This window comes from Borrelia venezuelensis (assembly GCF_023035835.1).
GTDB classification, from domain to species: domain Bacteria; phylum Spirochaetota; class Spirochaetia; order Borreliales; family Borreliaceae; genus Borrelia; species Borrelia turicatae.
Map to the genome: position 1 here is coordinate 630,463 of NZ_CP073220.1, position 20,130 is coordinate 650,592.

At 30.4% G+C, this 20,130-nt stretch carries 16 protein-coding genes, 5 tRNA genes and 1 pseudogene; 16 read left to right on the forward strand and 6 right to left on the reverse strand.

Translation table 11 applies throughout. The features are described 5' to 3' along the window. Positions 1-3: 3 nt before the first annotated feature. The 3 genes from bvRMA01_RS03030 to bvRMA01_RS03040 are packed head-to-tail and all read left to right on the forward strand — an operon-like array spanning position 4 to position 3,573. Entirely contained in the window at positions 4-1,554 is a 1,551-nt protein-coding gene (locus tag bvRMA01_RS03030; protein WP_247032100.1) for a DNA-binding protein, read from the forward strand. Then, positions 1,544-2,797 carry a serine hydroxymethyltransferase gene (glyA, locus tag bvRMA01_RS03035; protein WP_247032102.1) on the forward strand — a complete coding sequence of 418 codons (1,254 nt, stop codon included), beginning with the start codon at positions 1,544-1,546 and terminating at the stop codon, positions 2,795-2,797. Before bvRMA01_RS03030 ends, glyA begins: the two co-directional genes overlap by 11 nt. Before the next feature lie 26 nt (positions 2,798-2,823). After that, positions 2,824-3,573 carry a J domain-containing protein gene (locus bvRMA01_RS03040; RefSeq protein WP_247032104.1) on the forward strand — a complete coding sequence of 250 codons (750 nt, stop codon included), beginning with the start codon at positions 2,824-2,826 and terminating at the stop codon, positions 3,571-3,573. A gap of 104 nt (positions 3,574-3,677) precedes the next feature. Here the strand turns inward: bvRMA01_RS03040 and bvRMA01_RS03045 are convergent, their stop codons facing one another. Then, positions 3,678-5,465, reverse strand: coding sequence for an integrin-binding adhesin P66 family protein (locus tag bvRMA01_RS03045; RefSeq protein WP_247032106.1), 1,788 nt, complete (start codon positions 5,463-5,465; stop codon positions 3,678-3,680). 199 nt (positions 5,466-5,664) lie between these two features. Then, positions 5,665-7,167 (reverse strand): lactate permease LctP family transporter, encoded by a 1,503-nt coding sequence (locus bvRMA01_RS03050; protein ID WP_247032108.1) that lies wholly within the window; start codon positions 7,165-7,167, stop codon positions 5,665-5,667. An 84-nt stretch (positions 7,168-7,251) separates the two neighbouring features. On the opposite strand from bvRMA01_RS03050, the pseudogene bvRMA01_RS03055 reads away from it, so the two are divergent. From bvRMA01_RS03055 to bvRMA01_RS03110, 12 genes and pseudogenes are all read left to right on the forward strand, one after another. Then, a pseudogene (locus tag bvRMA01_RS03055) lies at positions 7,252-8,191 on the forward strand (D-alanyl-D-alanine carboxypeptidase family protein); the annotation flags it as partial. A gap of 254 nt (positions 8,192-8,445) precedes the next feature. Continuing rightward, a complete protein-coding gene (locus tag bvRMA01_RS03060) occupies positions 8,446-8,937 on the forward strand; it encodes a chemoreceptor glutamine deamidase CheD (protein ID WP_011772547.1) in 492 nt (163 codons plus the stop codon). Between the two features lie 275 nt (positions 8,938-9,212). Continuing rightward, positions 9,213-10,634 carry a beta-Ala-His dipeptidase gene (gene pepD, locus bvRMA01_RS03065; RefSeq protein WP_247032112.1) on the forward strand — a complete coding sequence of 474 codons (1,422 nt, stop codon included), beginning with the start codon at positions 9,213-9,215 and terminating at the stop codon, positions 10,632-10,634. 100 nt (positions 10,635-10,734) lie between these two features. Then, a tRNA-His gene (locus bvRMA01_RS03070) sits at positions 10,735-10,808 on the forward strand. A gap of 18 nt (positions 10,809-10,826) precedes the next feature. Beyond that, positions 10,827-10,900: transfer RNA gene (locus tag bvRMA01_RS03075), tRNA-Arg, on the forward strand. 57 nt (positions 10,901-10,957) lie between these two features. Then, positions 10,958-11,038 (forward strand) — tRNA-Leu (locus bvRMA01_RS03080). Between the two features lie 6 nt (positions 11,039-11,044). Next, positions 11,045-11,116, forward strand: a tRNA-Gly gene (locus tag bvRMA01_RS03085). 48 nt (positions 11,117-11,164) lie between these two features. Next, positions 11,165-12,511: a trigger factor gene (tig, locus tag bvRMA01_RS03090; protein WP_011772549.1), complete on the forward strand. Its 1,347-nt coding sequence runs from the start codon at positions 11,165-11,167 to the stop codon at positions 12,509-12,511. Between the two features lie 14 nt (positions 12,512-12,525). Further along, a complete protein-coding gene (gene clpP, locus bvRMA01_RS03095; protein WP_088895053.1) occupies positions 12,526-13,110 on the forward strand; it encodes an ATP-dependent Clp endopeptidase proteolytic subunit ClpP in 585 nt (194 codons plus the stop codon). A gap of 23 nt (positions 13,111-13,133) precedes the next feature. Continuing rightward, positions 13,134-14,423, forward strand: a complete 1,290-nt coding sequence (gene clpX / locus bvRMA01_RS03100) for an ATP-dependent protease ATP-binding subunit ClpX (protein WP_247032114.1) — start codon at positions 13,134-13,136, stop codon at positions 14,421-14,423. After that, on the forward strand, positions 14,398-16,803 hold the full coding sequence (gene lon / locus bvRMA01_RS03105) for an endopeptidase La (RefSeq protein ID WP_247032116.1): 2,406 nt from the start codon (positions 14,398-14,400) through the stop codon (positions 16,801-16,803). The genes clpX and lon overlap by 26 nt, the downstream gene beginning before the upstream one ends. Before the next feature lie 34 nt (positions 16,804-16,837). Further along, positions 16,838-16,987, forward strand: coding sequence for a hypothetical protein (locus bvRMA01_RS03110; protein WP_247032118.1), 150 nt, complete (start codon positions 16,838-16,840; stop codon positions 16,985-16,987). A 31-nt stretch (positions 16,988-17,018) separates the two neighbouring features. On the opposite strand, the gene rpsD is transcribed toward bvRMA01_RS03110, so the two are convergent. The 3 genes from rpsD to bvRMA01_RS03125 all read right to left on the reverse strand — a co-directional run bounded on the left by rpsD (position 17,019) and on the right by bvRMA01_RS03125 (position 19,093). Further along, the gene (gene rpsD / locus bvRMA01_RS03115; RefSeq protein WP_247032120.1) at positions 17,019-17,645 is read right to left on the reverse strand and encodes a 30S ribosomal protein S4; all 627 of its coding nucleotides are present in this window, start codon (positions 17,643-17,645) and stop codon (positions 17,019-17,021) included. Between the two features lie 20 nt (positions 17,646-17,665). Continuing rightward, a tRNA-Met gene (locus bvRMA01_RS03120) sits at positions 17,666-17,739 on the reverse strand. Between the two features lie 55 nt (positions 17,740-17,794). Next, positions 17,795-19,093 carry a cation diffusion facilitator family transporter gene (locus tag bvRMA01_RS03125; RefSeq protein ID WP_247032122.1) on the reverse strand — a complete coding sequence of 433 codons (1,299 nt, stop codon included), beginning with the start codon at positions 19,091-19,093 and terminating at the stop codon, positions 17,795-17,797. A gap of 115 nt (positions 19,094-19,208) precedes the next feature. Between bvRMA01_RS03125 and bvRMA01_RS03130 the strand changes: the two genes are divergently transcribed. Beyond that, positions 19,209-19,577 (forward strand): hypothetical protein, encoded by a 369-nt coding sequence (locus bvRMA01_RS03130; protein ID WP_247032124.1) that lies wholly within the window; start codon positions 19,209-19,211, stop codon positions 19,575-19,577. 33 nt (positions 19,578-19,610) lie between these two features. Here bvRMA01_RS03130 and cdd read toward each other — a convergent pair whose 3' ends face one another. Beyond that, positions 19,611-20,066, reverse strand: a complete 456-nt coding sequence (gene cdd, locus bvRMA01_RS03135) for a cytidine deaminase (protein WP_011772556.1) — start codon at positions 20,064-20,066, stop codon at positions 19,611-19,613. Positions 20,067-20,130 lie beyond the last annotated feature (64 nt).

Here is a 20,130-nt window from a genome sequence, read left to right on the forward strand (position 1 = left end):
TTTTTGGCAGTATTTTTTAAGAGTCAATATTTTGTTTTAAGCTTAGTGTTTTTAATATTTTTAAGTTTATTTATTTTTTCTGGATTTTTGTTTTATTTAAAGCCTGTAATTTATGAAATATCACCAATGCCTGCTTCGCATGAAAATGTAATTGTGGTTAAAGGACGTAATTTAGGTGATAAGATTGGAGAGATTAATATTAATGATCATTATTTAATGAAGAGTAGTATTGTTAGCTGGAGCAATGAGAAGATAGTTTTTAAAATTACAGATGAAATTAACTCAGGTCTTGTTTTTATAAAAAGTGAGAAAGGGATTAGTAACGAACTTTTTCTTGTAATTAGTAGACAAGTTCCAATTAAACTTGAGAAAAAAAATAAACCTTTTCTTTTTGTTACTGATGAGTTGGTTTTAATGACAAATGTTCCTGTTATATTAAGAGGCAAAAATTTAGTGTCAAATTTTGCTGGTGTTGAAATATTTATTCAAACAAAACATGAACTTTATAAAGTCCTTCCTAGAGATATATTGAAATTGAGTGAAGAAGAAATAAAATTTATTCCGCCGAAGACTTTGCATATTGATGGTGAGATTTTTTTGCAGGTTGACGGGGTTGAAAGCAATAAAATTCCTTTTAATTTTAATATAAATTTTTTTAAGTGGAATTTAAAGAGAACTAAAAATTTTAAAATATCTCATGAAATTTATTTCGTTCAGGCTTATAGTAAGGAGCTTAGTTTGACATCAGATGACATTAATTTTAATGTTTTTTATTTAAATCCAATTGAAAATGAAAGACAAAAAATTAAGTTTTCAGATAATAATGGGGCTATATTGGATCTAGATAATTTATTTTTTAAAAGCCTAAAATCAAATACATATCATTTAAAATTTGAAGTTGAGACTTGTAAATTGGATTTAGATATTTTTGATAGAAAAGCTTTGGAGAGTATTAAAGTAAATACGGATAGTAATATGTATGAATTTAAAACATATGTTTTAAATAAGAGAGATCGTTATTTATCTTATGATTCACTTGATTTAAGTTCAATTAATTTGAATGTAAACAACAAAGATTCGGCTTATGAATTGGCAAAATCTATTATTGATGCTTTAATTTTGCATTTTACGGTTGTAGATAATGATTTAACTTTGGATGAATCTATTAAGGTGAGGGAGATTTCAGCTGATAATTTAATCTTACTTACGAATTTGTTATTTTTACGAAACAATATACCTTTAAGAAATGCTGTTGGACTTTATTTTGATAATAGGTCGTCTAGTCTTAAAGAACATACTTGGTGTGAATTTTTTTTAGAGCATATTGGATTTATTTATTTTGATATAGTAAATGCGGTATTATTTAGAGATAGCTCTAATTATTTTTTGAGTATGTCAGAGAATTATATCCAGTATGGATATAAGGAAGATTATGATGATTTGCTATTTGATGATTATTTTGATTTACTATTGTTGAAATATAAAAGCTTGACGAATAGTAATTATTCTCTGAATTATAGGATTACTTTGGAGGAAAATATCAATGATAGATAGTATTTTATTTGATTTAATTGAAAAGGAAGCTAAAAGGGAGAGAGAAAATATTGAATTAATTGCTTCAGAAAATTTTGTATCATTAGGAGTAAGGCAGGCTGTTGGAAGTATTTTGACTAATAAATATGCCGAAGGTTATCCTTCAAAGAGATATTATGGTGGATGTTTTGTTGTTGATGATATTGAAAATTTAGCTATATCACGAGCGAAAGAGCTTTTTGGTGCAAGTTATGCAAATGTTCAACCTCATAGTGGTTCTCAAGCTAATATGGCTGCTATAATGGCGCTTATTAAGCCTGGGGATAAAATTCTTGGAATGGAGTTGTCCCATGGTGGTCATTTAACTCATGGTAGTAAGGTCAGTTTTTCTGGAATGCTCTTTGATGCATATTCTTATGGTGTGTCAAGGGATTCTGAGATAATTGATTATGATGATGTTAGGAGAATAGCTAGAGAATGTAGACCTAATTTAATAATTGCTGGTGCTTCTTCTTATTCAAGAGAAATTGATTTTAAAAAATTTCGTGAAATAGCGGATGAGGTTTCAGCTTATCTTTTGTGTGATATTGCTCATACGGCAGGTCTTGTTTCTACAGGTTTTCATAACTCTCCTATTGATGTTGCACATTTAACTACAAGTACTACTCATAAAACTTTAAGGGGCCCTAGAGGAGGATTAATTCTTGCAGGTAAGGAATCTAGTATGATAGTGAATTTTAATAATAAAGAGAGAACACTAGAGAATGCTGTTAATTCTTGTGTTTTTCCAGGAACCCAAGGTGGGCCTTTAATGCATGTTATTGCCGGTAAAGCAGTGGCTTTTGGAGAAGCTTTGATGGGTGAATTTAAGGATTATATTTCTAGTGTAATAGAGAATACCAAAGCTATGGCTGAGTATTTTGTTTCAGAAGGTTTTAGAATAGTTAGTGGTGGAACGGATAATCATTTATTTTTAGTTGACCTTGGTATTTTGGGTATTACAGGTGCTGATGCTGAGAAAGTTCTTGAGAGCGTAAACATTATTCTTAATAAAAACATAATTCCTTTTGATTCAAAAGATCCTTCTGTAGCTTCGGGTATTCGAATTGGTGGTGCTGCTATTACTTCAAGGGGTTTAAATAGAGATGATTCTATTGATGTTGCTCGTTTTATTATTAGGGCTTTGAAGACTAAGTCTGATTATGAGCTTAAAAAAATAAAATGCGAAGTCGTAGAATTTATTAGTAGTTTTAATATGCCCTAATTTTGATTTGCAGTTTGTTTATTTAGGTGTCTAATTTGTTTCAAATTTTCTTTTTGTTATTGTCATTTATTTTGATTTTTAGTCCCTTTATTTTAAGTATGTTTTTCATATTTTTTGTTTTTTTTATAATCACCAGTATTTTAGGTGGATTTAGGACGTACACGACAAGAGATTACTTTTATTCTAAGTCAAGGGAACTTGAATTTTATAAGTTATCTTGTTTATTGATGGCCAAATTGATTTCTATTTTGGGGTCAATGACTGGCGAGCAATTAAATTATATTAATTTTATAATTAATTCTTTAAATTTATCCGAAAAACATAAGACGGAACTTTATAATGTATTTCATTTTTCTGTTACTCAAAATAGAAATGCAGACAAAATATTATATACGCTGAAGCTTGGGTACTTTCAGCATAGAGATCTTTTTGTTTGGCTTGTCTCAGTTCTTAAAGAGATTAATAATTTAGCTAGATATGGAAACTTGGAAGGGGATAAATTTATTCGTTATGTTAGTGCATTTCTTGAAATCGATTTTGAAAATCATGATGCTTACAAAAATATTAATATAGAGATTATTAATCCTTATGAAGTATTGGGTTTAAGATATAATGCTAGTGATGATGACATAAAGAAGGCTTATAAAAAATTGGTTATACAATACCATCCAGATAGATTTGCAAGTGAACCTATTAAACAAAGAGAGGCGAATGAAAAATTTATTAAGATTCAAGATGCTTATGAAAAGATCTGCAAAGAGAGAAATTTAAAATAGCTAACCTATTAAGTTTTATTTGATTAATAGGATTTTATTATTTGAAATAGATTTGATAAATCGTTTAAAGAGTAGAAATCTATCCTTTAAACGATTGTTTTTGTTTATTCGTTAAAAGCCACTGCAAATTGTAAGAAAACACTTCCCATTTGGTCTTTTGTTGCGAAAAGATTGTTTGAATCCCATCCAAGTGATATTTTGGTCAATTTGATTAAATTGTCTAATTCTACCCCAGCTTTTAGATATATGCTTTTATCTGAACCTTTAAATGAGCCTAAAATATGGGTACCTACATATGGGATTATATGTGTTGTTGGTGATATGGATTCTACAGGTATTGCGTAATCGATGTATAAAGCACCCCCAATCTTAGTCGCTTCAGTAAATGCAACTGTTTGAGTTTGAGTATTATTAGTATTTGGTGTAAGAGTAGTTATTATATCATTTGATTGAGGTTGTTCTTTTAGTAGATCATAAATTCCAAGTGAAGCTATCCATCCAAGACCAGGAATAATTCCTTTTGTGTTGTCTTCGTAAGTTGAAATTTCGGCATTAAAAGTTTGGAATGATTTTGCAGCGATATCCTGTATTATTTTGTTTGAAGATGTAGGTTTATATAGGTTTTTTCCATAGGTAATTCCAAGTCCAATTCCTGATTTTTTGTTTTGTGTTCCAAATATTCTTGTATTATAGGAATTATCACCGCTAATTGACCATGATTCTTGTTCACCGTCATCTGTATTCCAAGCTAAACCGATACCTGTTCCTACAGAAAATGCAAAATTGGTACTTCTTTTGTTATCAAATTGAAGTTTGTTTCCTGTTGGATTAAATTGGTCTTTATCTGTATTTGCCTTTCTGGAGATGTGTCCAAGTATAGAAAAATCGCTGGCAAATGGATCTATTCCTACATCAGAGCCGGTTTGTATTAAGAGATAGGTATTTTTGTCATTGATTTTTGTAAGACCAAGCTTGTACGTAAATCCAATAGAGGCCATTATAGATGCGTTTGATAAAGTTGGACTGACAAGATCTGAGCCTACAACAGATTTGTCTTTAAGTCCGTATGTTATTGATGAATGATTAAATGTTGAGTTTCCGATTGCTCCTGAGAGTCCAAAGTGTAATTCAAATGGAATTTCTGCAATGACATCTGAGCTGTATTGTGCTAGTTCATTTTTCATTGGTGTCCATTTCACTTTTGCTCCGTAAAGTATACCTTGATATGTATTGTTGTAAGGAGTTTCGTCTTTTTTCTTTTTATCTTCTTCGGAATCGTTAGCATTTTTTTTGTAGTTTCTGTTACCTGTTCCTGTTGCCCCAATTGCAAGCACAAGTTCTAATTGTGGAAAAGTGTATCCAAACTGAAGTGTTCCTATTGTTTTTGCTGTACTTCTTGCAAGGATTGTTCTTCTTGTGGCGCAATCATCGCTTGGAAAACCGTAATATTCGCTTTGAATACTAGTCATTGGTGCGAAACTAAATAATGATTCTTGGTTAAAATCAAAATCAGTCATTGATTCTATTTTGAGGTAAAAGTCATATATGTTGATTTGTGTTGTAATACTTCCTACATCGAGTTTGAGTATGGCATCCTTTTTGCCCTTAGCTTTTAACACGAGGTCCTCTACTTTGATGTAAGCTGAGAAAGGATCATGCTTTCCTATTTCGTTATGTGTTTCATATGGTACAAATTTAATTCCTAGCTGGCTTTTATTTTCCAAACCAGGAATGGACTCATCCATGTCAAATCTAAATTCGCTACTATTTTCGAATGTTAGTTTAGGACCCCATGGGTTTGACTTAGATATATCTTTATCTGTATCATCGGCAAAAACTGTAACAGTGGTTAATATAAAGATAAAGATACATAATAATATTGTTTTATTCACTTTTATATCTCCTTTGTTGTGAAATTTGGAGCTTCGTTAGAAGTTTTAAATAACATGCATTTTTGTCTTTGGGTATTAATGATATTAATTCTTAGATAAAAATTCAAGTATTTTTATAGTTATTATTTTTAAATAAGACTAACATAATAACTTTGTTAGTCTTATTTATTAAACATTTAAATTTATCATTTATTTATATTTATAATAAGAAGTAAACCAAAATGCCCGATATAAAAATATAGCCAAGAGCGTATGTTATGGTTTTTGATAGTAATTTTCCTTCTTGTCCAATGAGACCCGCTGTTGTTGTTGCTATTGTAATATTTTGAGGTGAGATCATTTTGCCTCCTGTTGATCCTGTTGTGTTTGCGGCTGAAAGCCAGTAAGGATTAACATCAATATTTGCTGCGATTTGTGTTTGCAATGGTCCAAATAAAACATTTGAAACGGTATCGCTTCCTGTAAGGAAAGTGCCCAGAGCCCCAATTAATGGGCTAAATAATGGGTATAATGTGCCTGTTAATGTTGATATGCCATTCGCAAGGTCTTTTATCATGCCGCTATGTGTCATTAATCTTGATATTGATACTATGCAGATAATTACAAAAGAAGATAATGCCATTTTTTTTATTGTAAGTACGAATGTTTTTAATTGTTCAATTATAGGAACCCCTCTGATTGAGTAAGATACTACTGTTGCAAGAATAATTAATGGTCCTGGTGAGGTTAGCCATTTAAATTGTAGTGGATTTGCTCCTGGATAAATTGAAAGAGTGGTTTTAAAGTTTGATAGATATTTATTTATTCCATAGAAAAGTGGTGAAACAATTATTATGAGTGAAACTATTAAAATATAGGGCAAACATGCAAGGAATCCTTGCATTGCTGATACTTTTATATTGTTATTAATTGTATCTTTGTTTGCCAAAAGCTTTGCATAAATTATTGTTATTGCCATTGCGGGTATGCTTCCAAGTATTGCTGGAAGTTCTGGGCCTAAGGTTTTTGAAACATAAACTTGAGATATTGCTATTGATGCTCCTGAGAGGAGTGTGAGGATAAACATTCCTCCCTTAAGACCTTTAATTCCGCCTCCTACAAGCATAACTAGTACAAATGGTATAATAAGAGTTGGCAGGATGAGTTGTAAAGAGACATCATATGATAACATATTAACATCTAATCCTGTTGCTTGGGAGAGAGATATTATAGGGATTCCTACTGAACCATAGGCAGTTGAGGATGTATCCATGATTAGACATATAAGACAGGCAAAGAATGGTTCAAATCCCATTGCCATTAGTATTGATACGGGAATGGCTACTGCGGTTCCGTATCCTGCAACTCCTTCTAAGAAGTTACCAAATCCCCATACTACAAGCAAAACTATTATTCGTTTATCAGAGGATACGTTTGATAACATGGCTTTTATAATTTTCATATCATTTTGACTTTCAGCCATTTTATATGTGAAAATAGCAGCTATAATTACAATAACTATTGGCCATATTCCCATTATTGTTCCCTCAAATATTGCAAGACTTGTATTGATTATTCCTAAATTCTTATCAAATAAGGTTATTGCAATGGTAACTATTAAGCATATTGGTATCACATAATATGCTGGTTTTTTTATTATCCCAAGTCCAATGATTATAAGTGTTATTGGTACCAGGGCTTTAATGAAATCATAAAAATTCATAATAAGATGTGTGCTCCTTTTTAGATTTACCATTTAATTTTATAACAAATTCTTATGCAATAATATATGATATAATGTTACTTTATGAAAAGTATCCCTGTTATTCTAAACATTTTAATTTTATCAAGTGTATTTGGTGAACTTTTTTTAATTGATTTATTTGAAATCAAAAAAGTAACGGAAGATGCTAAGTCAGTTGTTTTAATTGATTATGATACCAAATGTATTCTTTATTCCAAAAATCCAAGTTTAGTTTTTCCACCAGCATCGCTTACTAAACTCGTGACTATTTATACTGCTTTAGTTGAGGCAAGGAAAAAAAATATAGATTTAAAGACCACTGTTCCTATTAGCAGTGCTGCATCCTATTATAATTTGCCTTTAGATTCTTCCTTGATGTTTTTAGAACAGGGTCACAAAGTGAATTTTGAGGAATTGCTTAAAGGTCTTATAATTTCCTCAGGTAATGATGCCGCTATTGCAATTGCTGAATTTATAGTTGGGAAAAATTTAAGTGATTTTGTTGATTTAATGAATATTAATGTTTTAAACTTGGGGCTTATAAATATGAGTTTTGTTGATACATCGGGTTATAGCAGTGATAATAAGATTACGGCGTTAGAAATGGCATTGTTTGCAAGAACCTATATAGAAGAATTTGAATTTATACTTGATATACATTCTCTTAAAGATTTTATTTATCCAAGGTCTGAAAATTTGGGTAATACTTCTTCTTTAAAGATGTTAAATTTCAAACAAAAGAATAAAAATGTTTTAATATTTAATTATCCTTATGCTGATGGATTAAAGACTGGTTATATTAAAACATCTGGTTTAAATTTAGTTGCTACAGCCAAAAAAGATGATATAAGATTAATAGCAGTTGTCTTGGGAGTTAATAAGGGAGTTGACAATGTTGGAGAGAGGAAGCGTGCCTTAATTGCACAAAAATTATTTGAATATGGATTTGGTAACTATGCTCAATTTTCTTTCATTGGTAAAATTAAAAGAAAAGATCTATAATGAGGTATGTTCGGTATTTTTTTAAAAAAGAGTTTTTAAATATGTCTTTTGAAAGAGATACACTTTGATAAGTTAGGTTTGGTATAGAAGCGTTAGTTGCTCCACTTAGAAATGATGAAGTAGTGGGAAAATTGATTTTTGGATATTTTAAGCTAGAGGTGCTAAACTTGTTTATTTAGTTACGCTTGAGAATTAGAAATTTTGATAGTATTTATAGGTGTTTTATAAAAGTTTTTTAAGAGAGTAATTGGTTTTATGTTAAATCATTTTAATTTTAAATTGAAAAGAGATGTTACAATAATAGTGCCAGGTGAAGCTTTTGTTTCAAATGATAGAGTTATTTCTACAATACTTGGTTCTTGTGTGTCTGTTGTGCTTTATGATGGGGTTCGTAGGCTTATAGGAGTAAATCATTATGTGCTAGTGAAATCTGATTCAGTGGTGGATGTTTTACAGAAAGGTAGATATGGAGTTTATGCTATTCCTATGTTAATTGATGCTATGATAGAGAATGGTGCATCAAAAAGTAATCTTAAGGCTAAACTTTTTGGAGGTGCTAATTTTATGGCCAAAGGGACAATAAGAGTTGGTGTTGAGAATTCAGAGTTTGCTGTTAATTCGTTAACCAAATATGGTATTCCAGTTGTAGCACAAGATTTTGATCAGTCTAAATCCAGAAAGATTTTTGTTTTTCCTGAAAATTTTAAGGTTGTTGTGGAATATCCAGATGGTGCTAAGATTTTTTAATCTTTCCTTAAATTAATTTAGCAAATGATTTCATGAGTTTCAGTATGAGACTGTTATTGTTGTTGATAAGATTTTTTAACTGTTTCAGGTGTTAGGCGTAGAAAAGCCAGAGCTGTTAAGTGGTTTTCCTATATAGAGTTAAAATTTTAAGGGAATGTATGTTTTATATTAATTCTTAGTTTATTAGAGATTAATTTTTTGAGATATGTTATGGGTAGCATATAATCAATATATTTAATTATTAGTTGTAAATTTGGTTTTATTAGGAGAGCAAGATGGAAAATGTTGTAATTCGTTATTTTAGGGCAATATCTCAAATTCCTAGATGTTCACAAAATTTAAAGGGCATTAGTAATTTTATTAAAGAAGAAGCTAGAAAATTTGGATATTCTTTTAAGGAAGATAGTATTGGTAATATTGTAGTTGAGATTAAGGCTAATGGCTGTAGCAATATGTTTCCTATTATTTTGCAAGCTCATACAGATATGGTTTGTGAAAAAAATGAATCTGTTGTGCATGATTTTGAAAAAGATCCTATTAACATCATTGAAGATAATGGGTATTTTGTTGCATCAGGCACTACTCTTGGTGCTGATGATGGGATTGGGGTTGCTATGATGCTTGCCATTATGAGTGAGTCTTCGACTTTTAAACATCCTGCCTTGGAGCTTCTCTTTACTGTTGATGAAGAAATAGGGTTAATGGGTGCTATTGGACTTGATCCTAATTTATGTAGTGGGAAGATGTTAATTAACCTTGATGGAGAAGAAGAGGGTTATTTTTTAGTTGGTTGTGCTGGTTCTCGACTTGTTCATATTAACTTTGAGCCACAATATAGACAAAATAGAAAAAAAACAGGTGTTGAAATTTTGTTTACAGGTCTTAAGGGAGGCCATTCTGGTGCTGATATTCATATTGATTTAGCAAATTCTTTGAAATTGATGTTTTTTGCTTTGAGTACACTTAGGGCAAATATGGAATTTGAAATTGGGTATATATCCGGTGGGGATAAGAGTAATGCAATTCCTAGAGAGGCAAAGGCATTAATATTAATTGAAGCTGAACATTATGTTTTATTAGAGAAAGAATTAAAATCGTTTAAACGTCATATGCAAGAGATGTATACTTTTGATTCTGATTTTGAAATTATTTTAAGAAGAGTAAATTTTTCTGGTGATGTTTTGGATGATATGGATCAAGATAAGCTTTTAAATATGGGTATGGCCTTTTTGCATGGAGTCCAAAAAGTTGAAAATTATGGTGAAAAACTTATTAGAACGTCTCTAAATTTTGCTAGTCTTTTAAAGGTTGGTAATGAGTATCAGTTTGTATTTACAATAAGATCTTTGTTGGATATTGAGAAGGAATATGTTTTTAATCATTTAAAGGCTATTAGTAGTCTCTCAGGTGCTAATTTTAAAATAGTTTATGATTATTCTTCTTGGAATCCAGCTGAGAATAGTAAACTTTTAAACCATCTTAAGAATGTGTATAAAAATATGTATTTGGAAGAGGCTAAAACCGTAGTTATTCATGCTGGTCTTGAGACTGGAATAATATCTGCAAAATTTGGAGGAATAGATTCAGTTACAATTGGACCTTGGATCAATGCTCCCCATACACCAAGAGAGCAGGTTGATATTGCTTCAACTATTAGAGTTTATAATTTTTTGAAGAAAAGTTTAGAGACTTTATAAAATTTTGTATTTTTATCTTGCTTGATTTTGAGTATATATTTCAGTTGACTTACTATTTGAATATTTATAAAATAAGTTTACATGTAATTGAGTATAAGTGGTGGTTGTAGCTCAGTTGGTTAGAGCACCGGATTGTGGTTCCGGGTAGCGCGGGTTCAAGTCCCGTCAGCCACCTTTGATTTTGATTAAGCTGCACCCATAGCTCAATTGGATAGAGTAATGGACTTCGAATCCAAAGGTTGCAGGTTCGAATCCTGCTGGGTGTAAAACGTTAGTTTTATACTTGAAAAAGCTTTTTAAGTTTTGTATACTACCTAAGGTATGCAGGAGTGGTGGAACTGGCAGACACGCTAGACTTAGGATCTAGTGCTCTAGGCATGTGGGTTCGAGTCCCACCTTCTGCAAGAAATGCGAAAGTAACTCAGGGGTAGAGTGCCATCTTGCCAAGGTGGAAGTCGCGGGTTCAAATCCCGTCTTTCGCTTGAATTTAGCAATTATTAGTATTAATGCATTTTAATTAGAGGAATAGTGTGATATTGAATAATGATGTAAAATTGATTCCCGGTTCTAAGGTTGAGGCTGTTATTAGAATTTCAAAAAAATTTGTTAAAAGTAAATATAACGAGATTTTACAAGATTATTCTTCTCGTCTTAAGGTTAAAGGTTTTCGTATAGGAAAAGTTCCTTTTAGTATTATTGAAGGCAAATATTCTGATAATATAAGAGCTCTCACTATAGAGAAGCTTATTCATAAGTCCTTAGAAGAATTTTTTAAAAGTGCAACTTATAAACCATTAGGTTATGCTGTTCCTAAAATATTAGATGAGAAATTAGAGATAGATTTCAGTAAAGATTTTGAATTTACTGTTGTCTATGAGGCTTATCCTGAATTTGAGCTACCTGATATATCTAATGTTGAGGTAGAAATTCCAGAAGTTTTTGTATCTGATTCTGATGTGGAGGAAGAGCTTAAATTGTTACAACTTGAAAATGCAATTGTTGTTGAGGATAGTGGTGATGTTAAGTCAGGCAGTATTGTTAGGGTAGATTTTGTGGAGCTTGATGATTCCTTAAGTGAGATTTTAACAACTAAAAGGCAAGATTTTGTTTTTACTGTTGGTGAGTCTAATAATTATTATGGATTTGATAATGATATTATTGGGATGAAAAAGGATGAAGAAAAAATAGTAGAGAAAAATTATGGTATGGATTATAAATTTAGTGAACTTGCTAATTCTTTTAAGAGATTAAAGATCTCTCTTAAAGATATAAAGAGGCGTGATATTCCTAAGCTTGATGATGATTTTGCAAAGGATATTAAGGATAGTTTTAATACATTAGAGGATCTTAAAGAGCATATAAGAGAGAATATGTTAAGGCTTGTTAAAGAAAGAAGTGAGTCTCTTAAACTTTCAAAATTGTTATCTGATATTGCAGAGAAGCTAAACATAGAGATTCCATCTTCTATGTTTGAGGCTGAATTTAAAAATGTTTTAAACGAATTTTCACATCAAAATAAGATTAATCTTGAGCAATTAAGCAATTCTTCTACAGGTTTAGAAGGTATTAATGATGTTTTTAAGGAGAATGTACTTAAGAAATTAAAGTCTAAGTTGATTTTCCAAAAAATAGTAGATAATGATTTGACAGAGGTTACAGATTCTGATTTAGAGGATGAGCTTGTTAAGCAGGCTGAAGATGCGAAGATGAAACTTGCAGATATTAAGAAATTTTATCAAGAGAAGAATTTGCTTGAAATTTTAAAAGATGAAATTAAAAGACAAAAGGTTAAAGATAAAATTTTAAAAAATGTAAAGGAAATTAATCCTAAAAAAGTTGCCTTTAGAGATTTTATTAATTATAAAACAGGTGAATAATGATAAGAGAATATATGCATAATTTAGTTCCTACTGTTGTGGAGCATACTGGAAATTATGAGCGTGTTTTTGATATATATTCAAGATTGTTAAGGGATAGAATAATTTTTTTGAGTGGTGAAATTAATGATGTAAGGGCAGACACAGTCATTGCTCAACTTCTTTTCTTAGAGTCTGAAGATTCTAAAAAGGATATTTATGTTTATATAAATTCCCCTGGAGGTAGTATTACCGCAGGACTTGCAATCTATGATACTATGCAGTATATCAAACCAGATGTAAGAACGATCTGCATTGGTCAAGCAGCTTCAATGGCTGCATTTTTGCTTGCAGGAGGTGCTATAGGCAAACGAGAGTCATTATCGTATTCAAGAATAATGATTCATCAACCTTGGGGTGGAATAGGTGGTCAAGCCAGTGATATTAGTATACAAGCGAATGAAATTATAAGGCTTAAGAGATTAATAATAGATATTATGTCTGATAAGATAGGAGTATCTAAGGAAAAATTATCTCTTGATATTGAGCGGGATTATTTTATGACACCAAAAGATGCTCTTGATTATGGAATTATTGATGGTATCTTGGTAAGAAATTAGTTTTATTGTGGGTGAGATTTGATATGGCAAGAAGCAAAAGTCAAAAAATTGAAGGGTGTTCTTTTTGTGGGCGTACTAAAGCTGAGGCTGAAGGGCGAATTATTTCAGCAAAATCTGTTGCTATTTGTTTTGAATGTTCTAAAATATGTCATAATCTTTTTAAAGAAGAAACAGAAAAGCCTGTAACGCCTAAATCTTCAAGGGGTCTTCCAACTCCTAAACAACTTAAAAGTCATTTAGATAAATATATTATTGGACAAGAAGATGCAAAAAAAGTATTGTCCGTTGCTGTTTATAATCACTATAAGAGGATATTTAAAGGGAATAAGAGAGATAATGGGGTTGAACTTGAAAAATCTAATATATTGCTTGTAGGTCCTACTGGCAGTGGTAAAACTTTGCTTGCAAAAAAGTTAGCAGCTGAGATGAATGTTCCATTCGCAATGGCGGATGCTACAACGCTTACTGAGGCTGGATATGTGGGAGAAGATGTTGAGAATATTTTACTTAAGCTAATTCATGCTGCTGATGGAGATGTAAGTTTTGCAGAAAGGGGTATCATTTACATAGATGAAATAGATAAGATTGCAAAAAAAGGTGAAAATGTTTCAATTACAAGGGATGTATCTGGAGAAGGTGTTCAACAATCTTTATTAAAAATAATTGAAGGCACTATTGCAAATGTACCGCCAAAAGGTGGGAGAAAGCATCCTTATGAGTGTACTATTGAAATCAATACGCAGAACATACTATTTATATGTGGTGGGGCTTTTGTAGGACTTGAAAATATTATTAAAAAAAGAATTAATAAAAGTTCTATTGGATTTTCATCTGCTGGTAGAAAAGATTCTGGAGAGATTAATTCTTTAAAATACTTGGAAATGGAAGATTTGGTTAAATTTGGACTCATACCGGAGTTTGTAGGTAGGCTTCCTGTACATTCTTATCTTGAAAAGTTAGAAAAGGAAGACCTGATTAAAATATTAATTGAACCTGAAAATTCTATCGTGAAACAATATTGTCATATGTTTAAGATGGATAATGTTGATCTATTATTTGAAAGAGATGCGCTTGATGCAATTGCAGAAGAGGCCATGCTTAAAAATACAGGTGCTAGAGGTTTACGTTTTATTTTAGAAGAATTGCTTAAAGATGTAATGTTTGAAATACCTTCAACTAAGCAAATTAAAAAAGTGATTGTTACTAAAGAGTCTGTTTTAAGTAGCAATATTGAGCCCTTGATTTTGACAGGGAGGCATGCTAATAAGCCTTGGGCAAAAGAACTTTATGAAATCAATTCTCAATCTAATTAGTTCTAAAAAAGACGATCTTCCAGTTATTGTTTTAAGGCAGAATGTTTTTTTCCCAAATGTAACTTTATGGGTTAATTGTGATGATAGTATTTCGATTAATGCAATATATCAGTCTATGTTAGAGGGTAGATTGATCTTATTTTTTTGTGTTAATGATCTTAACTCGGATAATAGTAGCAAAATTAGTTTAGAAAATTTATATTCTATTGGTATTTATGCAAAGATTATTCAAGTTGTAAAGGTTACTGAAATTTTGATAAAAATTTTAGTAACCTTTCAGGATAGAGTTATTATCAAAAGCATTGTAAAAAAGAATAATTACTTTAGAGCAAAGGTTGATTTTATATCTGATAAATGTGAATTTAATAATGAGCTTTTTACTTATTCTAAATTCTTAAGAGAAGCGTATGATACTTATAGATCTTATTTGCCCGTTAAAAAACTAGACAATGATGAGAGTAACGATTTTTTTGATAGTCCAGCTAAGCTTGTTGATGTTATAGCCTCTAATGTGAATTTGGAATATAAAGTTAAAGTAGAACTTTTACAAGAACTAGATGTTAAGCTTAGAATAGAAAAATTGATCATAAATCTAAATATTGAGACTGAGCTTTTAATTCTTAAGAAAGATATTAAGGCTAAGGTTAAGACTAAACTTGATAAGGGTCAAAAAGAATATTTTTTAAATGAGCAAATTAAGGAAATTCAGAAAAGGTTAGGGAGAGATGAGATTGATTATCTTGAAAGATTAAACTCTAAAAATATTCCTGAAAATATTAAATCTAGAATTGAAAAGGAAATATCCAGATTGACTCGTGTGAATACTAATTCGCCAGATGCTAATATTGTTAGGAACTATGTTGAATTGTTACTTGACCTACCTTGGGATGAAAATACTGTGATGAAGAATTCTTTAAGAGAGATTGAACTTATTTTAAGAAATTCTCATTATGGTATGTATGAAACTAAAGAAAAAATAATGAATTTTTTATCTGTCTATCATATTAATTCTAAAGTTCAAGCGCCTATCTTGTGTCTTGTGGGTCCACCCGGTACTGGAAAAACTTCTGTTGCTTTATCTATTGCTAAGTCTCTTTCTAGGGAATTTACAAAAATTTCCCTTGGTGGGTTAAGAGATGAAACAGAAATTAGAGGTCATCGAAGGTCTTATGTTGGAGCTCTTCCGGGAGTTTTTATTAATGCAATCAAAGTGGCTGGAAAATCTAATCCCGTAATTCTTCTTGACGAAATAGATAAGATTAACAGTACTTATAAGGGAAATCCGGAAGCAGCACTTTTAGAAGTTTTAGATTCTGAACAAAACTCTAGATTTGTTGATCATTATTTAGAAATTCCTTATGATCTCTCTAATGTGTTGTTTGTAGCAACAGCCAATTCTCTTCATGATGTTTCTAGACCTCTTCTTGACAGAATGGAGATCATTAAGATAGAAGGGTATTCTTGTGTTGAAAAATTAAAAATTGCAAAAAATTTTTTAATACCAAATATAATTAAAGATAGTTGTTTAAATAATGTCTATATAAAAATAGAAGATGATGTTGTTTTACATATAATCAGGAACTGTACTATGGAGTCTGGAGTTAGGAATTTAAAGAGAGTTTTGACTAATTTGTTTAGAATGGTTGTAAGAGAATTACTTTATGTTTACTCAAGGGAGGACATAATTAAAGGAAATTTTTATTTTCCAAGTTCCTTAATGCATGGCAATAATTTACTCTTTACTCATGATCCTGATATTCCTGGTATTTACAAAATAATTAATATGAATAATTTTCATTTTTATGTGAATTGTGAATATAAGTTTAATTTAATTAGAATTGACTCTTCTGGATTTGTTTATGGTCTTGCTTGGACAAGTTATGGGGGGGCTGTACTTCCTGTTGAAGCTATTAAGTTTGATAAGAAAGGCGATATTATTTTAACAGGTAGTCTTGGGAGTGTTATGAAAGAAAGTGCACAATTGGCTTATTCTGTTGTAAAAACTTATTCTTCTGAGCTTAATTTTGATATAAATGAAATTCCTGAAATTCATCTTCATTTTCCGGAAGGAGCTACACCAAAAGATGGGCCTTCTGCTGGAATTACTATCGCAACAGCCATAGCTTCTGTGCTATCTGATAAGAGAGTGCCTCTAGACCTTGCTATGACAGGAGAGGTTACTCTTAAAGGTTCAATTCTTCCTGTGGGAGGTATTAAGGAGAAGGTGCTTGCAGCTTATAGGAATGGTATAAATAAAATTATTATTCCAAAGGATAATGAGAAAGATTATGTTAAGCTTCCAGAAGATATTAGGGACAATATTGATGTTAAGTATGTGTCTAATTTGGGAGAGGTGTTTAACTATTTAAATATTATTTAGAGCTTTATATGTTAGAATTTATTAAGGAGGAGATATGAAGGATGGAGTTAGAAAACCCTCAGGTAGTAGGGTATCATTTAATTCTCAAGGTTCTGTTAAAAATAGAATTAACAATAGTTTTTCATCTTTTGCAAATGGCAATTTTGGGAAAAATTTTACTAAGAAGAAAAAGAAAAGTAAGTAGCATGGTTATTAGCCATGCTAATCTTATTGATTTATGCTCTTTTGGAATAGTATTCGACAATCATTTGTTCATTTGCAAGGGTAGGTATTTCGTCTCTTGATGGTGGTCGAGTTATTTTTACATTTAAATCATCGGCATTTACTTCTATCCAAGTTGGTAATTTTCTAAGAGTTGATGTTTTTTCTATGTTGGATCTAACTAATTTTTTTAGTCTATCTTTTTCTTTTACTTGTATTATATCGTTTGCTCTTAGAGTAATGGATGGAATTGTAACTCTTCTTCCATTGAGCATAATAATTCCATGTGAAACTATTTGCCTTGCGTGAGCTCTTGAAATAGCAAATCCAGCTCTGTATACAACATTGTCAATTCTTCTCTCAAGTAATGCTAAAAGATTATCCCCTGTAACTCCATGCTGTCTCCTTGATTCTTTGAAAATATTAGTAAGTTGTCTTTCACTTACACCATAAGTGAATTTTACCTTTTGTTTTTCTATTAGTTGCTTTCCATATTCTGTGATTTTAGCTCTCCTAGATCGTCCGTGCATTCCAGGTGCATTAGGTTTCTTTTTAAGCAATTTATCATATTTAGGTTGTTCGAAGATATTCACACCAAATCGTCTTATCAATTTTCCTTTAGCTATATTTTTTCTATTCATTTACTCCTCGCATCTTTAAATAGCAGGGGTAGGATTCGAACCTACGACCTTCGGGTTATGAGCCCGACGAGCTACCAAACTGCTCTACCCTGCGTCTCTCAGTGTATTATAACACAATTGTATTTAATGTGTCAATTAATTTTATTTAGTTATATTAATATGTATATTTCACATATTTCTTTATGGTATTTTTTTATGGTGTATTTTATTTTTTCTGTTTTTTGTATCAAACTTTTTAAGTCATTTTCATAGCTTAAATCTAGTTTGACATGGAGACTTAAGTCATTTCCTTGATGAAAAAGGTTGAGTTCTTTGAAATTTACATTAATATTTTTTAATGTGTTTTTTATTTTTCTTTTTAAGTCTATGTCTTGTTTTGAAAGGAGTTTATTAGTATTGTTTATGATTACGTGTAGTCCTTCTTTGATCATTATAAAACTAATACATATAGATATTATTTTATCAAATCCTGTCCATACATAATTTGCAAGTAATAAGCTTAGTGTAGTTCCTCCATGAGAGAATATGCAATTCTTATCAGATGATGATAATGCTAAAAGCAAATAGTTGTTATACCTTTTGCCGATTTGGAATTTTACCAAATGTTCGATTATCTTGACTAAGAAAAATATAAAGGGTATTAATGGTATCCAAATGCTTTTTTTTAAAGAATTATTTGAAAATATTTCTAATATATTTTTTTTATCCTCGTGATAATGATCATACTCTTGGTGATCATAGCCATGATTATGAATATGTAATCCAGATTCATTTCTGAAGTTCATTAATTTGTTCAATCCTGTTGTGCCTAAAAACATTGTAAATCCTGAGATTATGATGATTAATCCTATGATAAATGCTATCAGGTTTTCCATTTTTTTATATCCATAAGGATAATAAATTGTTTCAGGCCGATTTGTAATTTTTAAACTAAAATAAGTAATTGTAGATAGGATAAAATCGGATGTAACGTGAAGTGCATCTGCGATGAGTGCAAACGAGTTAAAAAGAATTCCAACGGTAAGTTTAGATGTTATTGATGCTACTTCTGCTAATACTGAGATAAGTCCTATTCTTATTATAAGTGTATTTTTTTTTGTTTCATAAGTTAAGTCTTTTTCGTATATATTATTGTTATTTTCAAATCCTAGGTTTTTAAGTTCTTCTTTTATGTCATTAATTTTGCATAAGATTTTTTGTAGTTTATTTTTTTTACCATAATAAATTAGGTTATGAATGAGTACTCTTTCTATTCCCTCTGCTTTAAAATTTGGATCAATATAGAAATTATTAATTTTAATCTCTTTATTTTGTATTTTGACTTTCAGGTATGAAACCATTTCAACATTATTTTCTGTGTAAATTATGTAAATTTCATCTTTTTTTAAGCTTGCAAGTTTTAAGTTAGTGCATTTATTGATGTTTTTATTGTTGATTATCTTGATCATATTTGCACTTTTCCTTTTTTTTATTGCATAATCCTATTATGTGTAAAGATAACATTATTTTTTTTAATGTTCAATTAATTTTGTTAATATCCTAAATGAGGTGGGAGGGATGTTTATGTTACAATCTCAATTTTTTGTTAAAAGATGTAAAAGAGCTATTTCTAAAGAAGAAGTTCTGATAAATAATGTGAAAAATATTGAACATGTTTTTTATAATTTTTTTAAAATATTTGATGAAAAAGCTTTAAAGAGTGTATTCGACTATTATTATGAGAATTTTGACTTTGATGAGGGAATATACGCTTTTATTGATAAATTTATTCCAATTATTAACTTTTTGTCATTAGAGGTTTTGGATTATGAATTTAGCATTGATGAGAAAAAGCTTATATTAGAAGTGTTTGATTCTTCAGCATGCACTCTTAAGGATGACACATTGAGTGAGTTTGCTAGGGCTATTGTTTCTCTTGGTATTTTAGATTAATACTTAAATTTTTTCTTTACACAAATTTTTAATTTATGTTTCTTGATTTGCCTTAAATATTCTTGATAACTCTTCTTTGTTGAATGGAATTTTAAGTAAATCTTTAAGTGTATAAGTTTGTGAGATTGTTTTAGTGGCGTTAAATTGGTTAGGATCTGTCATTAATATTTTAGTATTTTCTTCGAAAAATTCTGACATTACTTGACGACATATTGCACATGGTACACTTGCTGGAGTTGTTGTGATTAACATAAAATCTATTTTTTGTATACCAACAGATGATATCATGTTCATTATTGCGGCTTGCTCTGCACAACGAGTTGCTCCAAAACTTGCATTTTCAACATTTGAACCTTGAAAAAATAAATTGTCTTTAGTTTTAATACAAGCTCCCACTTTAAATTTTGAATATGGTGAATATGCATTATTTCTTGCAGTTTCTGCCAATTGAAATGCTTTTACAATTGCATTTTGTTCATTATCTTTCATTTAATGCCTCTTAGTTGATGATATTGTCAATTATAGCACAATGATTATAATTTTCTATAAAAAT

Coding starts and splice junctions, on each gene's coding strand:
- clpX (WP_247032114.1), top strand. CDS start 13,134: ATGGCAAGAAGCAAAAGTCAAAAAATTGAAGGGTGTTCTTTTTGTGGG.
- clpP (WP_088895053.1), top strand. CDS start 12,526: ATGCATAATTTAGTTCCTACTGTTGTGGAGCATACTGGAAATTATGAG.
- bvRMA01_RS03130 (WP_247032124.1), top strand. CDS start 19,209: ATGTTACAATCTCAATTTTTTGTTAAAAGATGTAAAAGAGCTATTTCT.
- lon (WP_247032116.1), top strand. CDS start 14,398: ATGAAATCAATTCTCAATCTAATTAGTTCTAAAAAAGACGATCTTCCA.
- bvRMA01_RS03125 (WP_247032122.1), bottom strand. CDS start 19,093: ATGATCAAGATAATCAACAATAAAAACATCAATAAATGCACTAACTTA.
- pepD (WP_247032112.1), top strand. CDS start 9,213: ATGGAAAATGTTGTAATTCGTTATTTTAGGGCAATATCTCAAATTCCT.
- bvRMA01_RS03060 (WP_011772547.1), top strand. CDS start 8,446: ATGTTAAATCATTTTAATTTTAAATTGAAAAGAGATGTTACAATAATA.
- bvRMA01_RS03110 (WP_247032118.1), top strand. CDS start 16,838: ATGAAGGATGGAGTTAGAAAACCCTCAGGTAGTAGGGTATCATTTAAT.
- cdd (WP_011772556.1), bottom strand. CDS start 20,066: ATGAAAGATAATGAACAAAATGCAATTGTAAAAGCATTTCAATTGGCA.
- bvRMA01_RS03050 (WP_247032108.1), bottom strand. CDS start 7,167: ATGAATTTTTATGATTTCATTAAAGCCCTGGTACCAATAACACTTATA.
- glyA (WP_247032102.1), top strand. CDS start 1,544: ATGATAGATAGTATTTTATTTGATTTAATTGAAAAGGAAGCTAAAAGG.
- rpsD (WP_247032120.1), bottom strand. CDS start 17,645: ATGAATAGAAAAAATATAGCTAAAGGAAAATTGATAAGACGATTTGGT.